14 protein-coding genes and 1 CRISPR repeat array are annotated in these 16573 nt (G+C 53.2%); of the genes, 9 read left to right on the top strand and 5 right to left on the bottom strand.

Annotation, left to right across the window (positions count from 1 at the left end):
* Positions 1-66: 66 nt before the first annotated feature.
* Positions 67-1122: a phytoene/squalene synthase family protein gene (locus tag AC52W5_RS10815; protein ID WP_495670996.1), complete on the bottom strand. Its 1056-nt coding sequence runs from the start codon at positions 1120-1122 to the stop codon at positions 67-69.
* Between the two features lie 349 nt (positions 1123-1471).
* Between AC52W5_RS10815 and AC52W5_RS10810 the strand changes: the two genes are divergently transcribed.
* The 8 genes from AC52W5_RS10810 to cas2 all read left to right on the top strand — a co-directional run bounded on the left by AC52W5_RS10810 (position 1472) and on the right by cas2 (position 9170).
* Positions 1472-2104: a CRISPR-associated endonuclease Cas3'' gene (locus AC52W5_RS10810; protein ID WP_495670995.1), complete on the top strand. Its 633-nt coding sequence runs from the start codon at positions 1472-1474 to the stop codon at positions 2102-2104.
* Between the two features lie 48 nt (positions 2105-2152).
* Positions 2153-3709 (top strand): CRISPR-associated helicase Cas3', encoded by a 1557-nt coding sequence (gene cas3, locus AC52W5_RS10805; protein ID WP_495670994.1) that lies wholly within the window; start codon positions 2153-2155, stop codon positions 3707-3709.
* A complete protein-coding gene (gene cas5c / locus AC52W5_RS10800; protein ID WP_495670993.1) occupies positions 3706-4386 on the top strand; it encodes a type I-C CRISPR-associated protein Cas5c in 681 nt (226 codons plus the stop codon). The genes cas3 and cas5c overlap by 4 nt, the downstream gene beginning before the upstream one ends.
* Entirely contained in the window at positions 4383-6077 is a 1695-nt protein-coding gene (gene cas8c / locus AC52W5_RS10795; protein WP_495670992.1) for a type I-C CRISPR-associated protein Cas8c/Csd1, read from the top strand. The genes cas5c and cas8c overlap by 4 nt, the downstream gene beginning before the upstream one ends.
* 3 nt (positions 6078-6080) lie before the next feature.
* Positions 6081-6986 (top strand): type I-C CRISPR-associated protein Cas7/Csd2, encoded by a 906-nt coding sequence (gene cas7c / locus AC52W5_RS10790; protein WP_495670991.1) that lies wholly within the window; start codon positions 6081-6083, stop codon positions 6984-6986.
* A gap of 220 nt (positions 6987-7206) precedes the next feature.
* Positions 7207-7839 carry a CRISPR-associated protein Cas4 gene (gene cas4, locus AC52W5_RS10785; RefSeq protein ID WP_495670990.1) on the top strand — a complete coding sequence of 211 codons (633 nt, stop codon included), beginning with the start codon at positions 7207-7209 and terminating at the stop codon, positions 7837-7839.
* Positions 7840-7842: 3 nt separating this feature from the next.
* Positions 7843-8877 carry a type I-C CRISPR-associated endonuclease Cas1c gene (gene cas1c / locus AC52W5_RS10780; protein ID WP_495670989.1) on the top strand — a complete coding sequence of 345 codons (1035 nt, stop codon included), beginning with the start codon at positions 7843-7845 and terminating at the stop codon, positions 8875-8877.
* A gap of 2 nt (positions 8878-8879) precedes the next feature.
* The gene (cas2, locus tag AC52W5_RS10775) at positions 8880-9170 is read left to right on the top strand and encodes a CRISPR-associated endonuclease Cas2 (protein ID WP_495670988.1); all 291 of its coding nucleotides are present in this window, start codon (positions 8880-8882) and stop codon (positions 9168-9170) included.
* A gap of 177 nt (positions 9171-9347) precedes the next feature.
* A CRISPR array of direct repeats spans positions 9348-9884; the repeat unit is 37 nt; unit sequence GTAGCGCCCGGCCGAAGAGCCGGGCGAGGATTGAAAC.
* A 62-nt stretch (positions 9885-9946) separates the two neighbouring features.
* Here cas2 and AC52W5_RS10770 read toward each other — a convergent pair.
* Positions 9947-11203 carry a PQQ-dependent sugar dehydrogenase gene (locus tag AC52W5_RS10770; protein ID WP_495670987.1) on the bottom strand — a complete coding sequence of 419 codons (1257 nt, stop codon included), beginning with the start codon at positions 11201-11203 and terminating at the stop codon, positions 9947-9949.
* A gap of 315 nt (positions 11204-11518) precedes the next feature.
* On the opposite strand from AC52W5_RS10770, the gene AC52W5_RS10765 reads away from it, so the two are divergent.
* Positions 11519-12058 (top strand): macro domain-containing protein, encoded by a 540-nt coding sequence (locus AC52W5_RS10765; RefSeq protein WP_495670986.1) that lies wholly within the window; start codon positions 11519-11521, stop codon positions 12056-12058.
* A gap of 44 nt (positions 12059-12102) precedes the next feature.
* Here AC52W5_RS10765 and AC52W5_RS10760 read toward each other — a convergent pair whose 3' ends face one another.
* From AC52W5_RS10760 to AC52W5_RS10750, 3 genes are all read right to left on the bottom strand, one after another.
* Positions 12103-14517 carry a penicillin acylase family protein gene (locus AC52W5_RS10760; protein WP_495670985.1) on the bottom strand — a complete coding sequence of 805 codons (2415 nt, stop codon included), beginning with the start codon at positions 14515-14517 and terminating at the stop codon, positions 12103-12105.
* Between the two features lie 232 nt (positions 14518-14749).
* On the bottom strand, positions 14750-15055 hold the full coding sequence (locus AC52W5_RS10755) for a c-type cytochrome (RefSeq protein ID WP_074973464.1): 306 nt from the start codon (positions 15053-15055) through the stop codon (positions 14750-14752).
* 109 nt (positions 15056-15164) lie between these two features.
* A complete protein-coding gene (locus AC52W5_RS10750) occupies positions 15165-16562 on the bottom strand; it encodes an amidohydrolase family protein (protein ID WP_495670984.1) in 1398 nt (465 codons plus the stop codon).
* Between the last annotated feature and the right edge of the window lie 11 nt (positions 16563-16573).

Raw genomic sequence — 16573 nt, 5'->3', positions numbered from 1 at the left:
TTGACTTCAAGGATGAAGCGCGGCAGCGATAGTTAATATTTCATATTACGCCAGCCGGCTCTGCGGTTATTGCTCTACGGCTGAGACAACCTGCTCCCGGACTCGGTTCCAGTAACTGGTTGCAACAAAGCCGTTGGCGCAGGTCAGGGTTGTCAACGTCATTATCAGGTATACCTCGCTTCGAGGCGCCTTGACATTGACAGCGGGATCGAGCAGATCGGGCGCTACCGCGACACGCCGCAGGGTTTCGCCAGCCAGCAGGATCGGCCAGATGCAGGCCAGCCGTTGACGAATCTCCGAGACGGGAATCGCCATGGTATAAATCCAGCCTTGATCCAGGTGCTCCACCGCCATCCTGATGAGCCGGTCGAGAACCGGTTTGAATTTTGGAAGGCTGCTGTCATTCAACAAGTCTGCTGGTTTCAGGCCCACCTCATCGAGAAGCGATTCGGGAATATAACAACGGCCATTGTGCAGGTCCCGGCCGATATCCTTCAGAATGTTGGTAAGTTGCAGTCCTTTCCCGAACCTTACCCCGATGGCCGCCATCTCCTCCACATCCCATCGCCCCATCGTCGGCCGGTGAGCACAGATCATCCTGGTCCAGAAATCCCCGACACAACCTGCGACATAGTAGGTGTACTGATCCAGGTCGTCCAGAGTGGATAGCGCCGCTAGATGGTCACTTGACTGGCCGGGAAAGCGGTTCAAGTCCATTTCCATCCCTTCAGTCAGCACCTTTATGACCCACTGAATGCGCTTCCGGTCATCGGGCGAACACTCCTCGTACAGCCTGAAACAATCCTCCAGCCGCTGCAGAAGAATGCTTTCTCCCGAGTCTTTCTGATGGGGGACCAGCGCGCTCTGAATCCCCTGAACCGCTTCCCGATCAACCCCGGCCGTCGTGAATTGCTCACGGAACTGGTCAAGGTACTTGAGCCGCTCTGCCCGGTCGATCAGATCAGTATCAGCAATGGTATCGGCCGCACGCGCAAACAGATACGCCAGGCCCATCTGGTCACGCACACCAATCGGCAGCACATTGAGTGTGAGATAAAACGAACGGGAAACCTGCTTGAGAAGGTCGTGCAGCAGCTCGTGTTTGGTGGAGGGGGTAGTCAAGGATGGAGATTCCGGAACGGCAATGGAAAGGGCTGAACATTACCTGCTGCTGGACCTTAAGGTCAAGCTGCTATGTTCTCGAATCACCTTCTCAAGAGTAATGGCTTAGAAATGCACATTTATGCTTACGGCGTAGCATGGGGAAGCGTGGCGCAATCCATCAAAGCTTTGTCCTGAAACCGTCCGAGCGGAAAAAGACACAAAGACTATCAGGTCTTGGACGTAGTACTTTAGTCCAATTGCTGAGCCCGTTTCAAGGCAATAACATCTGAATAGACCGATTTGGAAATGGAGTGAGAAATCATCTTATTCCTGAGCAGCGCTATAAAAAGAAGCGTCAGCACAATAGATGGAAAGATCAAGCAAAATTCAATACCTCGCCCATGTCAGACAAGATTCCAACGGCGTTTGGAAGGAACATCCGCTGGAAGAGCATTTACAAAAGGTTTCACGTTTGGCGGGGGAATTTGCCCAACCCTTTGAAGGCGGGGAGTGGGCTGCTCTGGCGGGATTGTGGCACGACTTGGGAAAATACTCAGCAGGCTTTCAGGACTACATCAAGTTAGCCAGCGGTTATGAGAAACAAGATGCGCACGTCGAAATTGAAGGTTCATCAAAGCGCGTAAATCACTCCTCCGCTGGCGCCATTTTCGCCTGCGAGAAAATGGGTGCAAAGGGAAGATTTTTAGCCTATTTGATTGCGGGTCACCACGCAGGATTGCCAGATTGGTCAACAGCGGAGACAGGCGCAGCAGCATTGGAATATCGGCTCGCCTCAAAGGAGCACCTTGAGGCATTGCCTTTCTCGAAAATTCCCTCCCAGATAATCAACCCAGACATATTGCCGTCCCAAAAACCTTTAGGCGGAGCAGATGGATTGGCGCTGTGGTTGCGTATGCTGTTTTCGTGCCTAGTGGATGCGGATTTTCTCGATACCGAGACCTTCATGGAGGAGGAAAGAGCAGTCATCCGTCGAGGTTAACGCGATCTAATTAACCTCCTTGCCGATTTCAATGACCACATGGAGCGAATGATATCGAAATCCGATCCCACTCCTGTTAACGCCATTCGTCGGGATATTCTGCGTCAATGTCGTACTAAAGCTGCTTTCATGCCAGGACTGTTTTCTCTAACCGTTCCTACCGGCGGAGGAAAGACATTGGCGAGCATGGCCTTTGCCTTGGAGCACGCGCTTGCCCACAACAGAAAGAGGATAATTTACGTTATTCCATACACCAGCATTATCGAACAAACTGCCGGTATCTTCCGTTCCATATTTGGTGATAACGTTGTCGAACACCACTCCAACCTGGATCCCGATAAAAGTGAAAATGCGCGCTCCCGCCTAGCGGCAGAAAACTGGGATGCTCCAATCGTAGTAACGACCAACGTTCAGTTCTTAGAGTCCCTATTTGCTTCCCGCACCAGCCGCTGCCGAAAGTTACATAACATAATAGACAGTGTAGTGGTAATGGACGAGGCGCAATTACTGCCGCCTGAGTTCTTGCAGCCTATTACGGTTGTAATAAATCTGTTGGCGACCCATTATGGTGTGACTTTTCTCTTCTCTACTGCCACCCAACCCAAGCTCGCTTCCTTCGAGATTTGCGGCCAAAAACCTTTTCGCGGTCTGGATAATGTGTGTGAAATCATCGAGGACCCAGATGCGCTATGCGCTGCATTAAAGAGGGTAGAGGTTGAAATACCTTCTGATCTATACAAGCCCCGGGATTGGGATAGCCTCGCAGCAGAACTCGCTCAATATCCCATCATGTTATGCATCGTCAATCGCCGCGACGATGCCCGTCTGCTCCATCGACTCATGCCGAAAGGCACGCTACATCTATCTGCGTTAATGTGTGGCGAGCATCGTAGTCGTGTTATTGCCGAGATCAAATCGCGACTAAGCCGTCATGAGTCGGTGCGCGTCATTAGCACTCAACTGGTAGAAGCGGGCGTAGACCTGGATTTTCCTGTGGTTTATCGCGCTCTGGCGGGATTGGATTCTATTGCTCAGGCAGCAGGCAGGTGTAATCGGGAGGGTAAATTAAAGGGGTTGGGGAGAGTGATTATTTTTGTGCCGCCAACTTCCGCTCCTCCAGGTTTGCTGCGACAGGCCGCACAAATTTCTGTCAGCCTTATGGCTGGGCTCGAAGAGGATCTTTTGGGGCGTATCGTTGTTCAGCGGTTTTTCGAGCATCTTTATGTTCGCGCTCCTTCACTGGATAAGCACAGTATTACTGATCTTCTCAGCAGAGACGCTCGACGGGCGCAGATTCAATTTCGCACAGTCGCACAAAAATTCAAGCTCATCGACGATAAGTACCCAACAATTCTAGTGCGGTATGGAAAGAGTGATGAACTCCTCGAACTATTGTCCCGCATTGGCCCGACGCGCGATCTTATGCGCAAGCTGCAGCGCTATGCTGTAAACATACCCGCGCGACTGTTTGTTCATCTGGCAAAGACCGGCGACGTGTACCCGATCCATTCGGGAATATATGCTCAAGTTGGAAACAAGCTTTACGATGAAACGCTGGGAGTTATCACAGACGGGGAAATAGCACCTGATGATTTAGTTGTATGAAACGAGTGGGGATAAGAATAATGAAGGCATTTTGCCTTGAGGTCACGGGAAATTTTGCGTGTTTCACTCGTCCTGAAATGAAGGTTGAGCGCGTCAGCTATGACCTTATCACTCCCTCAGCCGCGAGAGCGGTGTTTGAGGCGGTTTTATGGAAACCGGCAATAAAGTGGAAGGTGACGAAGATTGAAGTGTTGAAACCGATCAGGTGGATAAACCTGAGGCGTAACGAAGTCGGAGCAGTCATCTCCTCGCGCAACGTGCAGACCGCGATGAACCTGGGGAGGGGGAGATTGAGCCTTTACATAGAAGACGAACGGCAGCAACGAGCAGGCCTGTTCCTCCGTGATGTTGCGTACCGCATTCATGCTGGGTTCGAGCTTCTACCTAATGCGGGTGAGGGGAACAATCCAGGCAAATTCTTAGATATGTTCGAGCGGCGCGCCAGAAAGGGTCAGTGCGTAAATCAACCGTATTTAGGCTGCCGAGAGTTTGCCGCTGATTTCCGCTTGATTGAAGTGTCCGATGCGTTACCTCCTCCTATTAACGAAAGTCGTGATCTGGGCTGGATGCTGTATGACATGGATTACAGCGACCAAAAAAGCCCTAATCCATGCTTTTTTAATGCGAAATTGGAAAGGGGAGTAATTGATTTAGTGGACGTGGAGGTGCGGGGATGATTTTTCAAGCGCTATGCGCTTACTACGAACGAAATATCGATTTGCCACGTCCAGGGTTTGAGACCAAGGGCATTCCTTTCGTAATCGAAATTGATTCCCACGGCAAGGTAGTACAAATTGAAGATACGCGAACTACTTATGGGAAGAGGAAGAATCCTCGTAATTTCCTTGTCCCTCAGGGAGTGAAGAAAACTTCAGGCATTGTGGCTAACCTGTTATGGGATAGCGCTGAATATGTGCTAGGCGTAACGCTCAATGGCAAAGTGGAGCGGGTCAAGGAGCAGCATGCAGCATTTCGAGCGCGATTCGAGCAATTTTGTCTTGGAGTCGATGATGCCGGACTTAACGCCATTGGCCAGTTTTTTGCGACGGGAGACAGGATTCGGCTGGAAGCTGATTCACTTTGGCCAGAAATTCTGGAAACAAATCCTGTTTTGACTTTTCGTCTAAACGGAGACTTGGAACTAATTTGCCAGAGGCCTGCTGTGAGGGACGTATTGGCCAACGCCATCGACCCCGATACGGCACAAGTAACATGTCTTGTTACGGGGGCATCGCATAGCTTTGAGCGCTTACATACCTCTATTAAGGGTGTTAGAGGTGCGCAAACCAGTGGCGCAAATATTGTTTCCTTCAATAAAGAAGCCTTTAATTCATTTGCCAAAGAACAAGGAAGAAATGCGCCGGTGGGTAAACATGCCGCCTTTGCATACACCACAGCACTTAATTATTTGTTGAGTAACGAGTCAGGTCAGCGCATTCAAGTTGGCGATGCTTCCACCGTATTTTGGGCGGAAAGGCAAACCGAGCTTGAGGACATTTTTGGGGACTTATTTGATGAGCCCTCCAAAGATGATCCGGCAAAACAAACCAGGGCTGTCGAAGCATTATTCAACTCACCAAAGACGGGAGTTTTTACTGATAACAGCGATGATACGCGCTTTTACGTTCTTGGCCTTGCACCCAATGCTGCTCGCATAAGTATACGCTTTTGGCTGGTCAGCACGGTTGCCGAGATGTCTGCTCGGATTCAACAGCACTTTGACGATTTGAGGATGATCAAGCCAAGCTTTGAAAAATCCCATTTATCACTCTTCAGGCTATTGACTTGTACAGCCTTACAAGGAAAGTCTGAGAACGTCGCCCCTAATCTTGGGGGTGAATTCACCCGCGCAATTTTGGCAGGATTACCTTATCCCGCAACTTTGTTGCAAGCGGTTATCCGCCGCATCCGAGCGGAGAGGCAGATTACTTATCCGCGCGCCGCTCTTATTAAAGCCTATTTAAATAGGCAAGTTCGCTACTTACAGTCTCAAGAAGGGAGAATTACTGTGTCACTCGATGAAAGCAACAATAATGCAGGTTATCTAATAGGGCGTCTGTTTGCCGCGCTGGAAAAAGTACAGGAGGAGGCAGTCAATCCTAGCGCGACCATTCGCGATCGGTTCTACGGCGCTGCATCCAGTACACCTGTCACGGTATTTGCCAATCTGATGAAGCTTAAAAATCACCATCTTGCCAAGGTGGAGGATGGGCGTAAACGCTATTTTGAAAAATTGATTGGCGAAATAATGGCAGGCATCACTGATTTCCCTGCCCATTTGAGTCTTGCCGATCAGGGGCGCTTCGCCATCGGCTACTACCACCAGCGGCAGGCTTTCTTTACCAAATCCAACAAGCAGGGAGAATAAATCATGGCGTTAAACAATCGGTATGATTTCGTGTTGTTTTTTGATGTTAAAGACGGCAACCCGAATGGCGATCCCGATGCGGGTAACTTGCCTCGAATCGATGCAGAATCGGGGGATGGGCTTGTAACCGATGTAAGTCTCAAGCGAAAAGTGCGCAATTTCGTGGGTCTCATAAAAGGAGAGAAACCACCATTCGAGATTTACGTTAAAGAAAGGGCAGTGCTAAATAATCAGCATAAACGTGCTTACCTTGGCATCGGCAAACCTGAGTTGCTTGAAGGTGACGATAAAAAACACAAGGGTGGGGATGCAGTTGATGAAGCGCGGCAATGGATGTGCCGGAATTTTTACGATGTACGTACGTTTGGCGCTGTGATGTCGACGGGCGTGAATTGTGGCCAGGTTCGTGGTCCTGTACAGATGACTTTTGCCCGCTCCATCGATCCCGTTGTAACACTGGAGCACTCGATTACTCGTATGGCAGTTGCGACCGAGGCGGAAGCAGAAAAGCAAAGTGGAGATAATCGCACAATGGGACGCAAGTTTACCGTTCCTTACGGTCTTTATGTTGGCTATGGCTTTGTATCAGCCTTTCTAGCCGAGCAAACAGGTTTCGACGAGAATGATCTGGAGATGCTCTGGCAGGCACTTGCCCAGATGTTCGAGCACGATCGCTCCGCCGCACGGGGGCAAATGGCTACACGCGGCTTGTATGTGTTCAAACACGATAGCCAGCTTGGAAACGCTCACGCACACACCTTATTCGAAAAGGTTGCTGTTAGGAAAAAGGACGAAGCAAAGGTTCCGCGTGAATTCTCTGATTATGAAGTGACAATAAATGGTAATGAGATGCCCGTTAACGGGCAGCTTTCTCCTATGGAGGGCGTAACGCTTACACGGATGGCATAAGCGATGAATGAAATCATATTTCTGGTTGAGGAGGCCCCAGAAGGGGGTTATACCGCTCGTGCGCTAGGTGTCTATCTTTACCGAAGCAGATGATCTTGAGAGCTTGCAAGAACAGATACACGATGCGGTTCTTTGTCATTTCGATGAGGGTAAAGCGCCCCCTATCATTCGCTTGAATTGACCCGTAATGGGCTCGTCTCGAATTGCTCAGGAAAAACTGATGAATGTTGATACTGTCGAGCGTGATGACATTATCATGATTTCCGCGCTCCAGCACTATAGCTACTGTCCACGCCAGTGTGCCTTGATCCATATAGAGCAGGAATTCAGTGATAACGTGCATACTGCTTGGGGAGACGCCGTTCATGCTCGGGTAGACGAGCCTGGATGGGAGATTCAGCCCGGCGCTCGCGTGGAGCGGGCATTACCCGTATGGTCTGATCGGCTTGGGCTAACCGGTCGATGTGATGCAGTCGAATTTCGAAATGATGGAAGTATCTATCCCGTCGAGACGAAGCACGGTCCGCGCAAGACCAAGGCGCATGATGACCTGCAGCTCGCTGCACAGGCGGTATGCCTGGAAGAAATGACGCGCAAATCCGTTCCTCGCGGCGCGATATATCACCATTCTTCCCGGAGGCGGAGAGAAGTGGTGATAACCGATGCGCTACGTATCCAGGTGGAAGAGGTGACCGCGGCGGTGCGTGCTTTGCTGACTGCCGGTAAACTGCCGGCTCCTGCTAATGATACGCGCTGCAAGGAGTGCTCCTTGAAGGAAATATGCCAGCCGGAGGCATTGGCGGCCAAGGCGAGCCAAGCCTCCTTACGCTCGTCTCTTTTTGTTCCTGATTAGCAAATGCGCCAGATCCTTAATACGCTCTATGTCATGACACCCCATGCGTACGTCCATCTGGAAAATGACACCTTACGCATAGATGTGGAGCGTCAAAAGAAAATGCAGGTGCCGCTGCATCATCTTGGCTCGGTCGTTTGTTTTGGGAATATCCTGGTTTCACCTGCCTTGATGCACCGCTGTGCCGATGATGGAATCAGCCTGGTCTTGCTGGATGATAACGGGCGCTTCAAGGCTCGGCTCGAAGGCGGTATCAGCGGGAATATCCTGCTTCGTCAGACGCACCATCGTCGCGCGGTGGATGAGCAATTTACACTGGCAATCGCTCAGGCAATGATCGCCGGAAAACTGCGGAATTCAAGGCAGGTACTGATGCGTGGCGCGCGTGAGGCGGAGGATTTGGAAGATCGTGAAATTTTAAGTACTGTGGCGGAATCGTTGGCTCGCTCCATTCGCAACCTGCCCACCATATCAAGCCTGGATACGTTGCGAGGATTTGAGGGTGATGCTGCCAAGGTTTATTTCTCGGCATTGCCCTCTTTGGTTCGTCCCAATATTCGGGAGCACTTTGCCATGAATGGGCGGTCACGCAGGCCACCCCGCGACCGCTTCAACGCCCTGCTATCGTTCCTTTACTCAATGGTAATGAACGATTGTCGTTCTGCGTTGGAGAGTGTAGGTCTCGATCCACAATTAGGTTTTCTCCATGCAGTGCGGCCTGGACGAGCAGCGCTGGCTCTTGATCTCATGGAGGAATTTCGCGCCATCTTAGCTGATCGGCTCGCCTTGACTTTGGTAAATCGCGGTCAAATTACTTTCCGTGATCTCAGGGAACGTGAAGGAGGTGCGGTTTATTTGGAAGGTGAAGCAAGGAAGGCCGTAGTAATCGCTTATCAGGAGCGTAAGCAGGAGCAGATTACGCATCCGTTGTTGCAGACCAAAGTTTCGGTAGGGTTGCTGCCACAACTCCAGGCGCGCTTTTTGGCAAGAACAATCCGCGGCGAGATAGATGGATACGTACCTTTTCTTGTGAAATAGCCATGCTCATTATCGTAACGTATGACGTTTCCACAGAAACCAGGGAAGGGCGAAAAAGGCTCCGGCGTGTAGCAAAAATATGTGAAGGAATAGGGCAGCGGGTACAGAAATCAGTATTTGAATGTAGAGTTAACCTGATGCAATACGAAGAGTTGGAACGAAGGCTGCTTGCAGAGATTGAACTCAAGGAAGATAACCTGCGCATATATCGGTTAACGGAGCCCGTCGAATTGCACGTAAAGGAGTATGGAAGTTTCAGGGCGGTGAATTTTGAAAGGCCTTTAGTTATTTAACATGCGCGTACCTGAAGCTACGGTAAATATGCGGTATGTTCGCGCGTCCGTACTTACCTGATTAATATGGAAAAATTTTTTCAAATTTGATGTTTCAAATGTTAGACGGCAACTCTGGATACGGTTCGCGCACTTATAACAATTTCTTTTTTTGTATCATAACTTTGTAGTTGTACTGTAGCGCCCGGCCGAAGAGCCGGGCGAGGATTGAAACTCGAAGATGCCGTCAGAAGCGTAGTCCTGAAGGCTGTAGCGCCCGGCCGAAGAGCCGGGCGAGGATTGAAACATGAATTTCCGCATCCGCACTCCCCACTAGGAAGTAGCGCCCGGCCGAAGAGCCGGGCGAGGATTGAAACTTCTCGGGTTGAGGGGTTGCGACCTGCGCGAGTCGTAGCGCCCGGCCGAAGAGCCGGGCGAGGATTGAAACCTGTGAAACCAGCCGCAATGCCGTTTGGTAGGATCGTAGCGCCCGGCCGAAGAGCCGGGCGAGGATTGAAACAAGTTTGCCGGGCCGCAGTACATGGACGATTTTTCGTAGCGCCCGGCCGAAGAGCCGGGCGAGGATTGAAACACTTTAACCTCCCCTCCTCTCGATTATTTTCTCCGTAGCGCCCGGCCGAAGAGCCGGGCGAGGATTGAAACAAGTACGGACCCGGAAAGAAGGTATTGCCTGGACTGTAGCGCCCGGCCGAAGAGCCGGGCGAGAGTTGAATCGTTAAAACACCGTTCGAGCGGAAAAAAGCATCCCTACTCCAACGCTGCTTACTTGCAGAACTTCATGCGAATTTCGCCCCATCCGCTTTCCCCCTTCGCCTGACCCACACCCCGATCAAACCCATCCCACCCAGCATCATTGCGTAGCTTGCAGGTTCGGGTATAAGAGCGATTTGCCCGACCTGCCCATTGAGGCTTACCAGATAAAGGTTGCCGGAAGCGTCCTCACCGAATGAAGAGATACTCCCCGAAATGCCGGTTGGGGAGAGCAGTTCGGCAGTGCGGTCGGTAAGGTCTGTAATGCCCGAGCCGGTGAAGCGGAAGGACATCACCTTGTCGTTCACGAAGTCAGCAAAGAAGTAGGTGCCTGCCAGGCCGGGGATTTCTGAGCCGCGGTAGACATAGCCGCCAATGACTGAGGCGCCGTCTGCGGTATGGTTATATTCAAAGATAGGTGGCGTGTGGTTGGGAATCTGTGGATCGTTGGGAAAATTCACTAGCGTGCCCTCGAATCTGCGCCATCCATAATTCGCTCCGGCAGCGCCTATATCGATCTCCTCGCGGGCGTTCTGCCCGACATCACCGATGTAGAAAGTGCCGTTTTCCCGGTCGAAGCTGTCGCGAAACGGATTGCGCAATCCATACGCGTATATTTCCGGATTACCCCCGGTGACATTTCCATCCGGTATCGCATAACCATACTGCGTGGGATCATTAGGCAGGTGGTCAGATGAAACATCGACCCGCAGAATTTTGCCGAGATTGCTGGACAGGTTTTGCGCGCGATTCCCGGGATCATCGCGGAGGCCGCCGTCTCCTGTGGCTATGTAAAGATTCCTTGATTCACCGGGCCTGAAGCCGAGCCACCCGGCCTTGTGATTGTTGAACTCAGGTTGCTGCACAGTGAGCACTGTTTGCCGGCTAGTGATATCTGCCACGTTTGGCTGCGTCGCACTTACCTGGTACGTGGCGACTACGGTGTTGAGCGAGGTCTTGTCTATGTAATCGACATAAAATCGACGGTTGCTGGCAAAGTTTGGATCGAATGCCATGCCCAGCAGGCCGCGTTCGCCCTCGGTATCGACCGATCCTGACAGATCAAGAAATGGTGTTGGCTGCACAGTCCCATTCTGGAGGATTTTGATCAACCCGCCCTGTTCGACAATGAACAGGCGTGAGTCTCCTGCGGGCGATGTTGCGAACAAAGGGTGATCAAGGCCGCTTGCAACGATTCGGGTTTGCAGTTGTGCAAAAGCCGCTGGCGCTCCAAGGCTAGTGGCGAAGGCCAAAGTGAGCAGGGCAGAAAAGGGTTTGATCATGTCAGATCCTCAGAACCGATTAGAGTTGGAGTCAATAGCGGAAATAATGCGAAGGCCAATTTATGTATAGAAAAGGCAAAGTTCGCTGTCAACCCGGTTTGAGATTTGAAGGTGAATTTGAATTTATCGGCGTGTTTTCCATTCTCGAAAACGGATTTGGTCAAAATCTGTTGGGGATGGAAATCAGGTAGAAGTAGAAATCGTTAGAAGTCCGGCGGAAATCATGGGGAGGCTAAAAAGAGACAACTTGCTATACTGAATCATGGGTTGTCTTATTTTGTCTTATTCATCGTCATCCATTGCGGAGGGAGGCGCATGATTCACGAAGTAAGGGGCGATATCCTGTTGAGCCATGCTCAGGTCATTGCTCATGCCGTTGCCCCTCATGATCATTTCAGCCAAGGACTGGCTTTGAGTTTGCGCCAGCAGTGGCCCGCCCTGGTCAAGGATTTCCACCACTTCTGCCATGCCATGCACCCCAAAGCCGGCGATGTATGGGTTTGGTCGGGCGCGATGAGCAAGCGGGTGATCAGCCTGCTGACAAATGAAGCGCCGCCCGGCACCGGGGGCAAGCCGCCCCCGGCCAGAAAGGAAGTTTTAGAACTGTCGTTGCGCGAACTTCGCAATCTGCTGGAGAGCAAGAGGTTCACCCATATTGCGCTGCCGCGCCTTGCTACGGGTGCGGGCGGCCTGGATTGGAAGGTGGTGGAGCCCTTGATCGAGCGCCATCTCGGGGACCTGGACCTGCCTATTTACATTTATACTCAATATGAGGAAGGCGTTCAGGCCATAGAGCCGGGGTTGAGTCGCCCTGGCGGTGTCGACAGGAAACCGGACGCTTCCCACAAGCAATGAGCCTGACGCCTGGCGATCCTGGATTCGATTCCAGGACAGAGGGGTCAGGAGGGATTTTTGTGGGCGGGTAGCAGATGCAATGTCTGCTCGGGCGGTCCGGGAAGGAAGGGAGTGCGTCTGCCTGTCACCCAGCCTTCGTGTCCGCTACCGTAATAAGGTGACAGGGGATGTCCGCTCTGGCCGCCGGGCATCTCGAAATATCCATTCTCCTCATCGCCCGGGGCAACGGCGAGACGGTTCGACGCACCGAACGCCGGCCCCTGCACGCGTGGCATTTTGCTGTCTCCGGCAAGTTCATCTTTGGGCATATCCAGCCACTTTCCGATAAATAATGGTAAAGCCTGGCTGAAAGGGTGCCGGATATTCGCTGTGTTGCGTTCACCCCAGGTTCTCGCCGCGATACCGCCAGGCTGGCGCCGGAAACGTTCTGCAACCCGGTGCGCGCACTTGCCGAGGAGATCGTCCCAGTCAGAATGGACAGGGAGTAAAAGGTGCGGGGGACGTTCCTCTATTAATTTCCATACCGCATGTTCCGCCTGGTTCAACGGTGGCAGCACGAATTCCGGATATTTCTCCCGCACGGCTGCTTCGAAGCCGCGAAGCACGCCGCTTACAACTTCCTGGCGAAAGGCGCGCACCACGCGGTAGGCCACGGATTTTGTGGATGCACGTTCATCCCAATCCTTGAGCGCTTGTTGCATTTCGATGCGCCAGGGTGCCGCTTCGGTTCTTTCCAGGGTCTGTTCGAGAAGCTGTCGCCATCGCGCGAGGAACAGTGCCCGATCGTCCAGTTGAATAGCCAGCATGGTGGCGGGCGTGAAATGATCGTGTTGATAAAGGGTGTCGCGGATCTGCTTTGCCCGTGCGCCGAGATCAAAGCCGCCATCCCCGAGCCTCTCCAGCATCAGGCCATCCACAGTGCGCGCGTTCGCGGTCCAAAGACGCTGGTCGGTGGGATCGATGATGGTTGGATAGAGCGCGGGATCCAGCCATCCGTTCCAGCCGGTACCCGGTGCGCTCCAGTCTGCCGGGAGCCGCGGATCATACCCCTTGTCCCGTGCCGGAAGCCTTCCGGCAATAGTCCATGCGGTTCTGCCGGTCCGGTCACCGACGATAAAGTTCTGCGCGGGAATACCGGCATTCCGTACTATGACGATCGCCTGATCCACGCTTTCCGCCTGTTCCAGCTCGGTAAGCTTGATATCCATGGAGCCCGGTTGGTGCGCAGTCCAGGCAAATGCGAGGGGTATTCCGTCATGATCGGTTGCCGCAATGGGTCCCCATTCTGTTTCCTGGACCTCCAGTGTTTCATCTGCCGATCCGCGTACACGCAGCACTTCGCGATGCACTTCGATGCGCTTCCATCCATCCGCAGTCCGGTAGCGCAGGGGATCATCCGGATCGCGCGTTATCCGCACCCAGTCAATCAGGTCGCCATAGCTGTTTGTAAAACTCCACGCAATGTGCCGGTTGGAACCGACCGTGATTGCCGGCGTGCCCGGCAGGCTGGCGCCTGTGATGTCGCTTGCTTCCCCCGGTCGTTGCGGATGGGGATAGATGAAGCGTGTGCGAAACCAGATATTGGGGACGCGCAGTTCCAGGTGCATGTCATTGGCAACCAGCGCCGCGCCCCCGGCCAGCGAGCCAGTCACGGCGAAGCTATTGCTCCCAAGCACATCGTCGATGTATTCGTCGGGGCTATGCGTATCCACGGGAGGCATAAGGCCGGGATCGAGCTTGCGGAGATCGAGTTCGCTTGCAGGCGGGATATCCGGCCAGGCAAGGGGAGGGCCCAGCAACGGGGCATCCCATTTGCCACCCTTGGCGCTAAGAAACCGGAAGGCAGCCGGGGGAAGCGCATCCCGCAGGGTGGAGAAGGCAAGCTCGCGCACGTCACTTGCCTCTTTCAACGTGAAATACATCGCCCCGATGACCAGCAGGCTGTCTTCGCTGCGCCATGCCAGAGGCTGCAACCCCAGCAGAAGATAGGGGAAGGAGTTTGTCGTCAGCGCATCGAGACCTTCATTTACCCCATCTCGATACGCATCGAGCAGTTCACGCTGTTCAACCGGCAACTCTTTCAGCATCGAGGACGCGCGTGCCCGCATCCGATGCTTGCGTGCTTCCCGATCGGCGGGCAGGACGCGTGATCCGAATAACTCAGCCAGTTCGCCTGCAGGCTGCCGACGCAGCAGGTCCATTTCAAAGAAGCGTTCCTGCGCGTGAACATAACCCAGCGCCCAAACCAGGTCATGCCGGTTTTGCGCACGCAACGTGGTGGTACCGAGGGTATCGCGTTCGACAGCCACAGGTGCAGACAGGGCGTCCGTTTGCACTGTTCCTTCGTATTGCGGCAGGCTTCCACGCAATACCAGCCAGAGAATGCCAACGGACAGCAACGCCAGGATAACAAGGGCGCAGGCAAGACGGGCCAGACGATAAGGCGCCCGAGGAGTCATGCAGGCGGATTCACTACGGGGAAACCGCCACTGATAGCGTGCGGAACGACTATCGGGTGCGGATTATGCGAACAGGAGGGGATATGCAAGGCGTTTCCAGGAGTTCAAAAGCTTTTCCCGGATGGATTCCGCCGTCATTTTTCCCCATCCAGCCGGATGCAGGCGACAGGCAGCTGTGGCGGCTGTGGTCTCATATCCTGCCGTCATTCCTGTCAGAACCCTGGCGCGGCCGCTATTTCGTCTTGCTGTTCGCCAGAACGTATTCTGCGAGACGCTGGGCCGGTTCGCCCTGAATATTGGGGAAAGCGGTCATGCCCATGCTTCCCTTCTGGACTTTCTGAATGATGGCATCCTTATTGGCCATCTTCTCGCTCAATATCATTGCCGCGCCGGCTTCGGGTTTGTGGCATTTTGTGCAGTTTGTGCTGAATATATCTTCTCCCGTGGCATCCGAGGGCGGAGTGTAAGGATCTGTTTTCGAACAGCCCATCAAGCCAGCCAGTGCGGCAAACGTCAATATCAAAGTTGTCTTCTTCATTTTTGCTCCTGATTAAAGAGGAATCGTTTTTATACCGCAGGGAGGAGATTATAGCGCGCTATTCAATGCAAGTTACATTGCACTTGAGGCTTCATTCAACAATTCCTGATCATCGAGCGAAGTTGGCCCTGTACCTGTCACCTGCCGCTGCCCTTGGCCGGAAAATGGCTGGAAAATTATTCAGAACAATTTCTCCGCCCGAAATAACCAGGTCCGGGTATTCCAGGTTTTTCAGGTTATGGGTGGGATCGTTCCTGACAGCGATCAGGTCGGCAGGTGCGCCGGGTTGGAGGGTGCCGAGAAGGGGCAAGCCGAGGTGTTCCCCCGCTTTCGACGTGGCTGCGCGCAGGACCTCCAGCGTTTCCATGTTTCCCATCTGCATCATGAACATAAGCTCCTGGGCGTCGATTCCCCTGGGAATATCCGGATGTGCGATTTCAGCGCCATACAGCAGTTCGCCACCCTGCTCCCGCCATATGCGGACATTGTGCGCAACACCGGGGCATTTCGACAGGGTATCGAGCGTCGTAACTATTTTGACGCCCTGTGACACGGCCTTTTTTAACAGGAGTTCGGGGATGATGTCACAGGGCACATGCGCCCATTCATCCACGCCCGCATTAATGGCAATCTCCGCGCCTTTTGCCTCGGCGATATGGGCCGTTACCTTGCGTTTGTTCGCATGCGCTTCATCCACTATCGCCTTTACGATGCTTTCAGACAGCAGGGGCCAAGCAGTGTTGAAACCAGTATTGGGATGTGGGTGAGAGGAATGGGCGTGCTTTGCCGGTTTGTCACTTGCGGGTTCGTGACTGGGCGGTTTGTGGTTGGGTGGGCTGTGATGAGCATGACTATGGGCAGCTGCGGGAACGTCATGGTGATGCCCGTTCACATGACCGCCCGACCACGGCGCGCCGGGCTCGCCGCCGGGTTCCAGAGCGATCTTGATCACCACCGCTCCCGCATCGATCAGGTGGCGAACTGTTTCTCGTGCTTCTTTCTCCGTGGATACCGGTGTTGCGATATTCTTTTCCCCTGTCAGCGGAATAGGATAACCGCCAGGGGCGGTGATGATGGGTCCCGAGGTAAGCACACGCAAGGCGCCATTTCCCCCGTAGGGCTTGTGTACCGGTCCGCCTACGTCCCGGATGGTGGTAATCCCGTGCTTCAATACAGTATCGGCAGGAACACGCTGGAACGAAAGGTGCGCGTGCAATTCGATAAAACCGGGCAGTATCGTGGCATCTCCCAGATCGATGACTTTCGCATCACCGGATGGGAATGAGCCGCGCGGGCCGATTTGCCTTACCTTTCCGTTTATTACCTGTACCGACGTGTTCGTCCTCATGTTGTGGCCGTCGAAAACCCGTGCGGCATGCAGGAGAAGCGCTTCGTGCCTATCTGTCTGGGCAACAGCCGGAGGGGAAACCAGCATGATCGACATCAGCGATAAACCCGTCGTGATTCGGCTGGCGATGCTGGTGATTTTCAGGCAGGTGCTTTTCATAGCCTTTTTTC

Source organism: Nitrosospira sp. CT (assembly GCF_059489795.1).
This window is presented reverse-complemented; position numbering and strand designations above follow the sequence as displayed.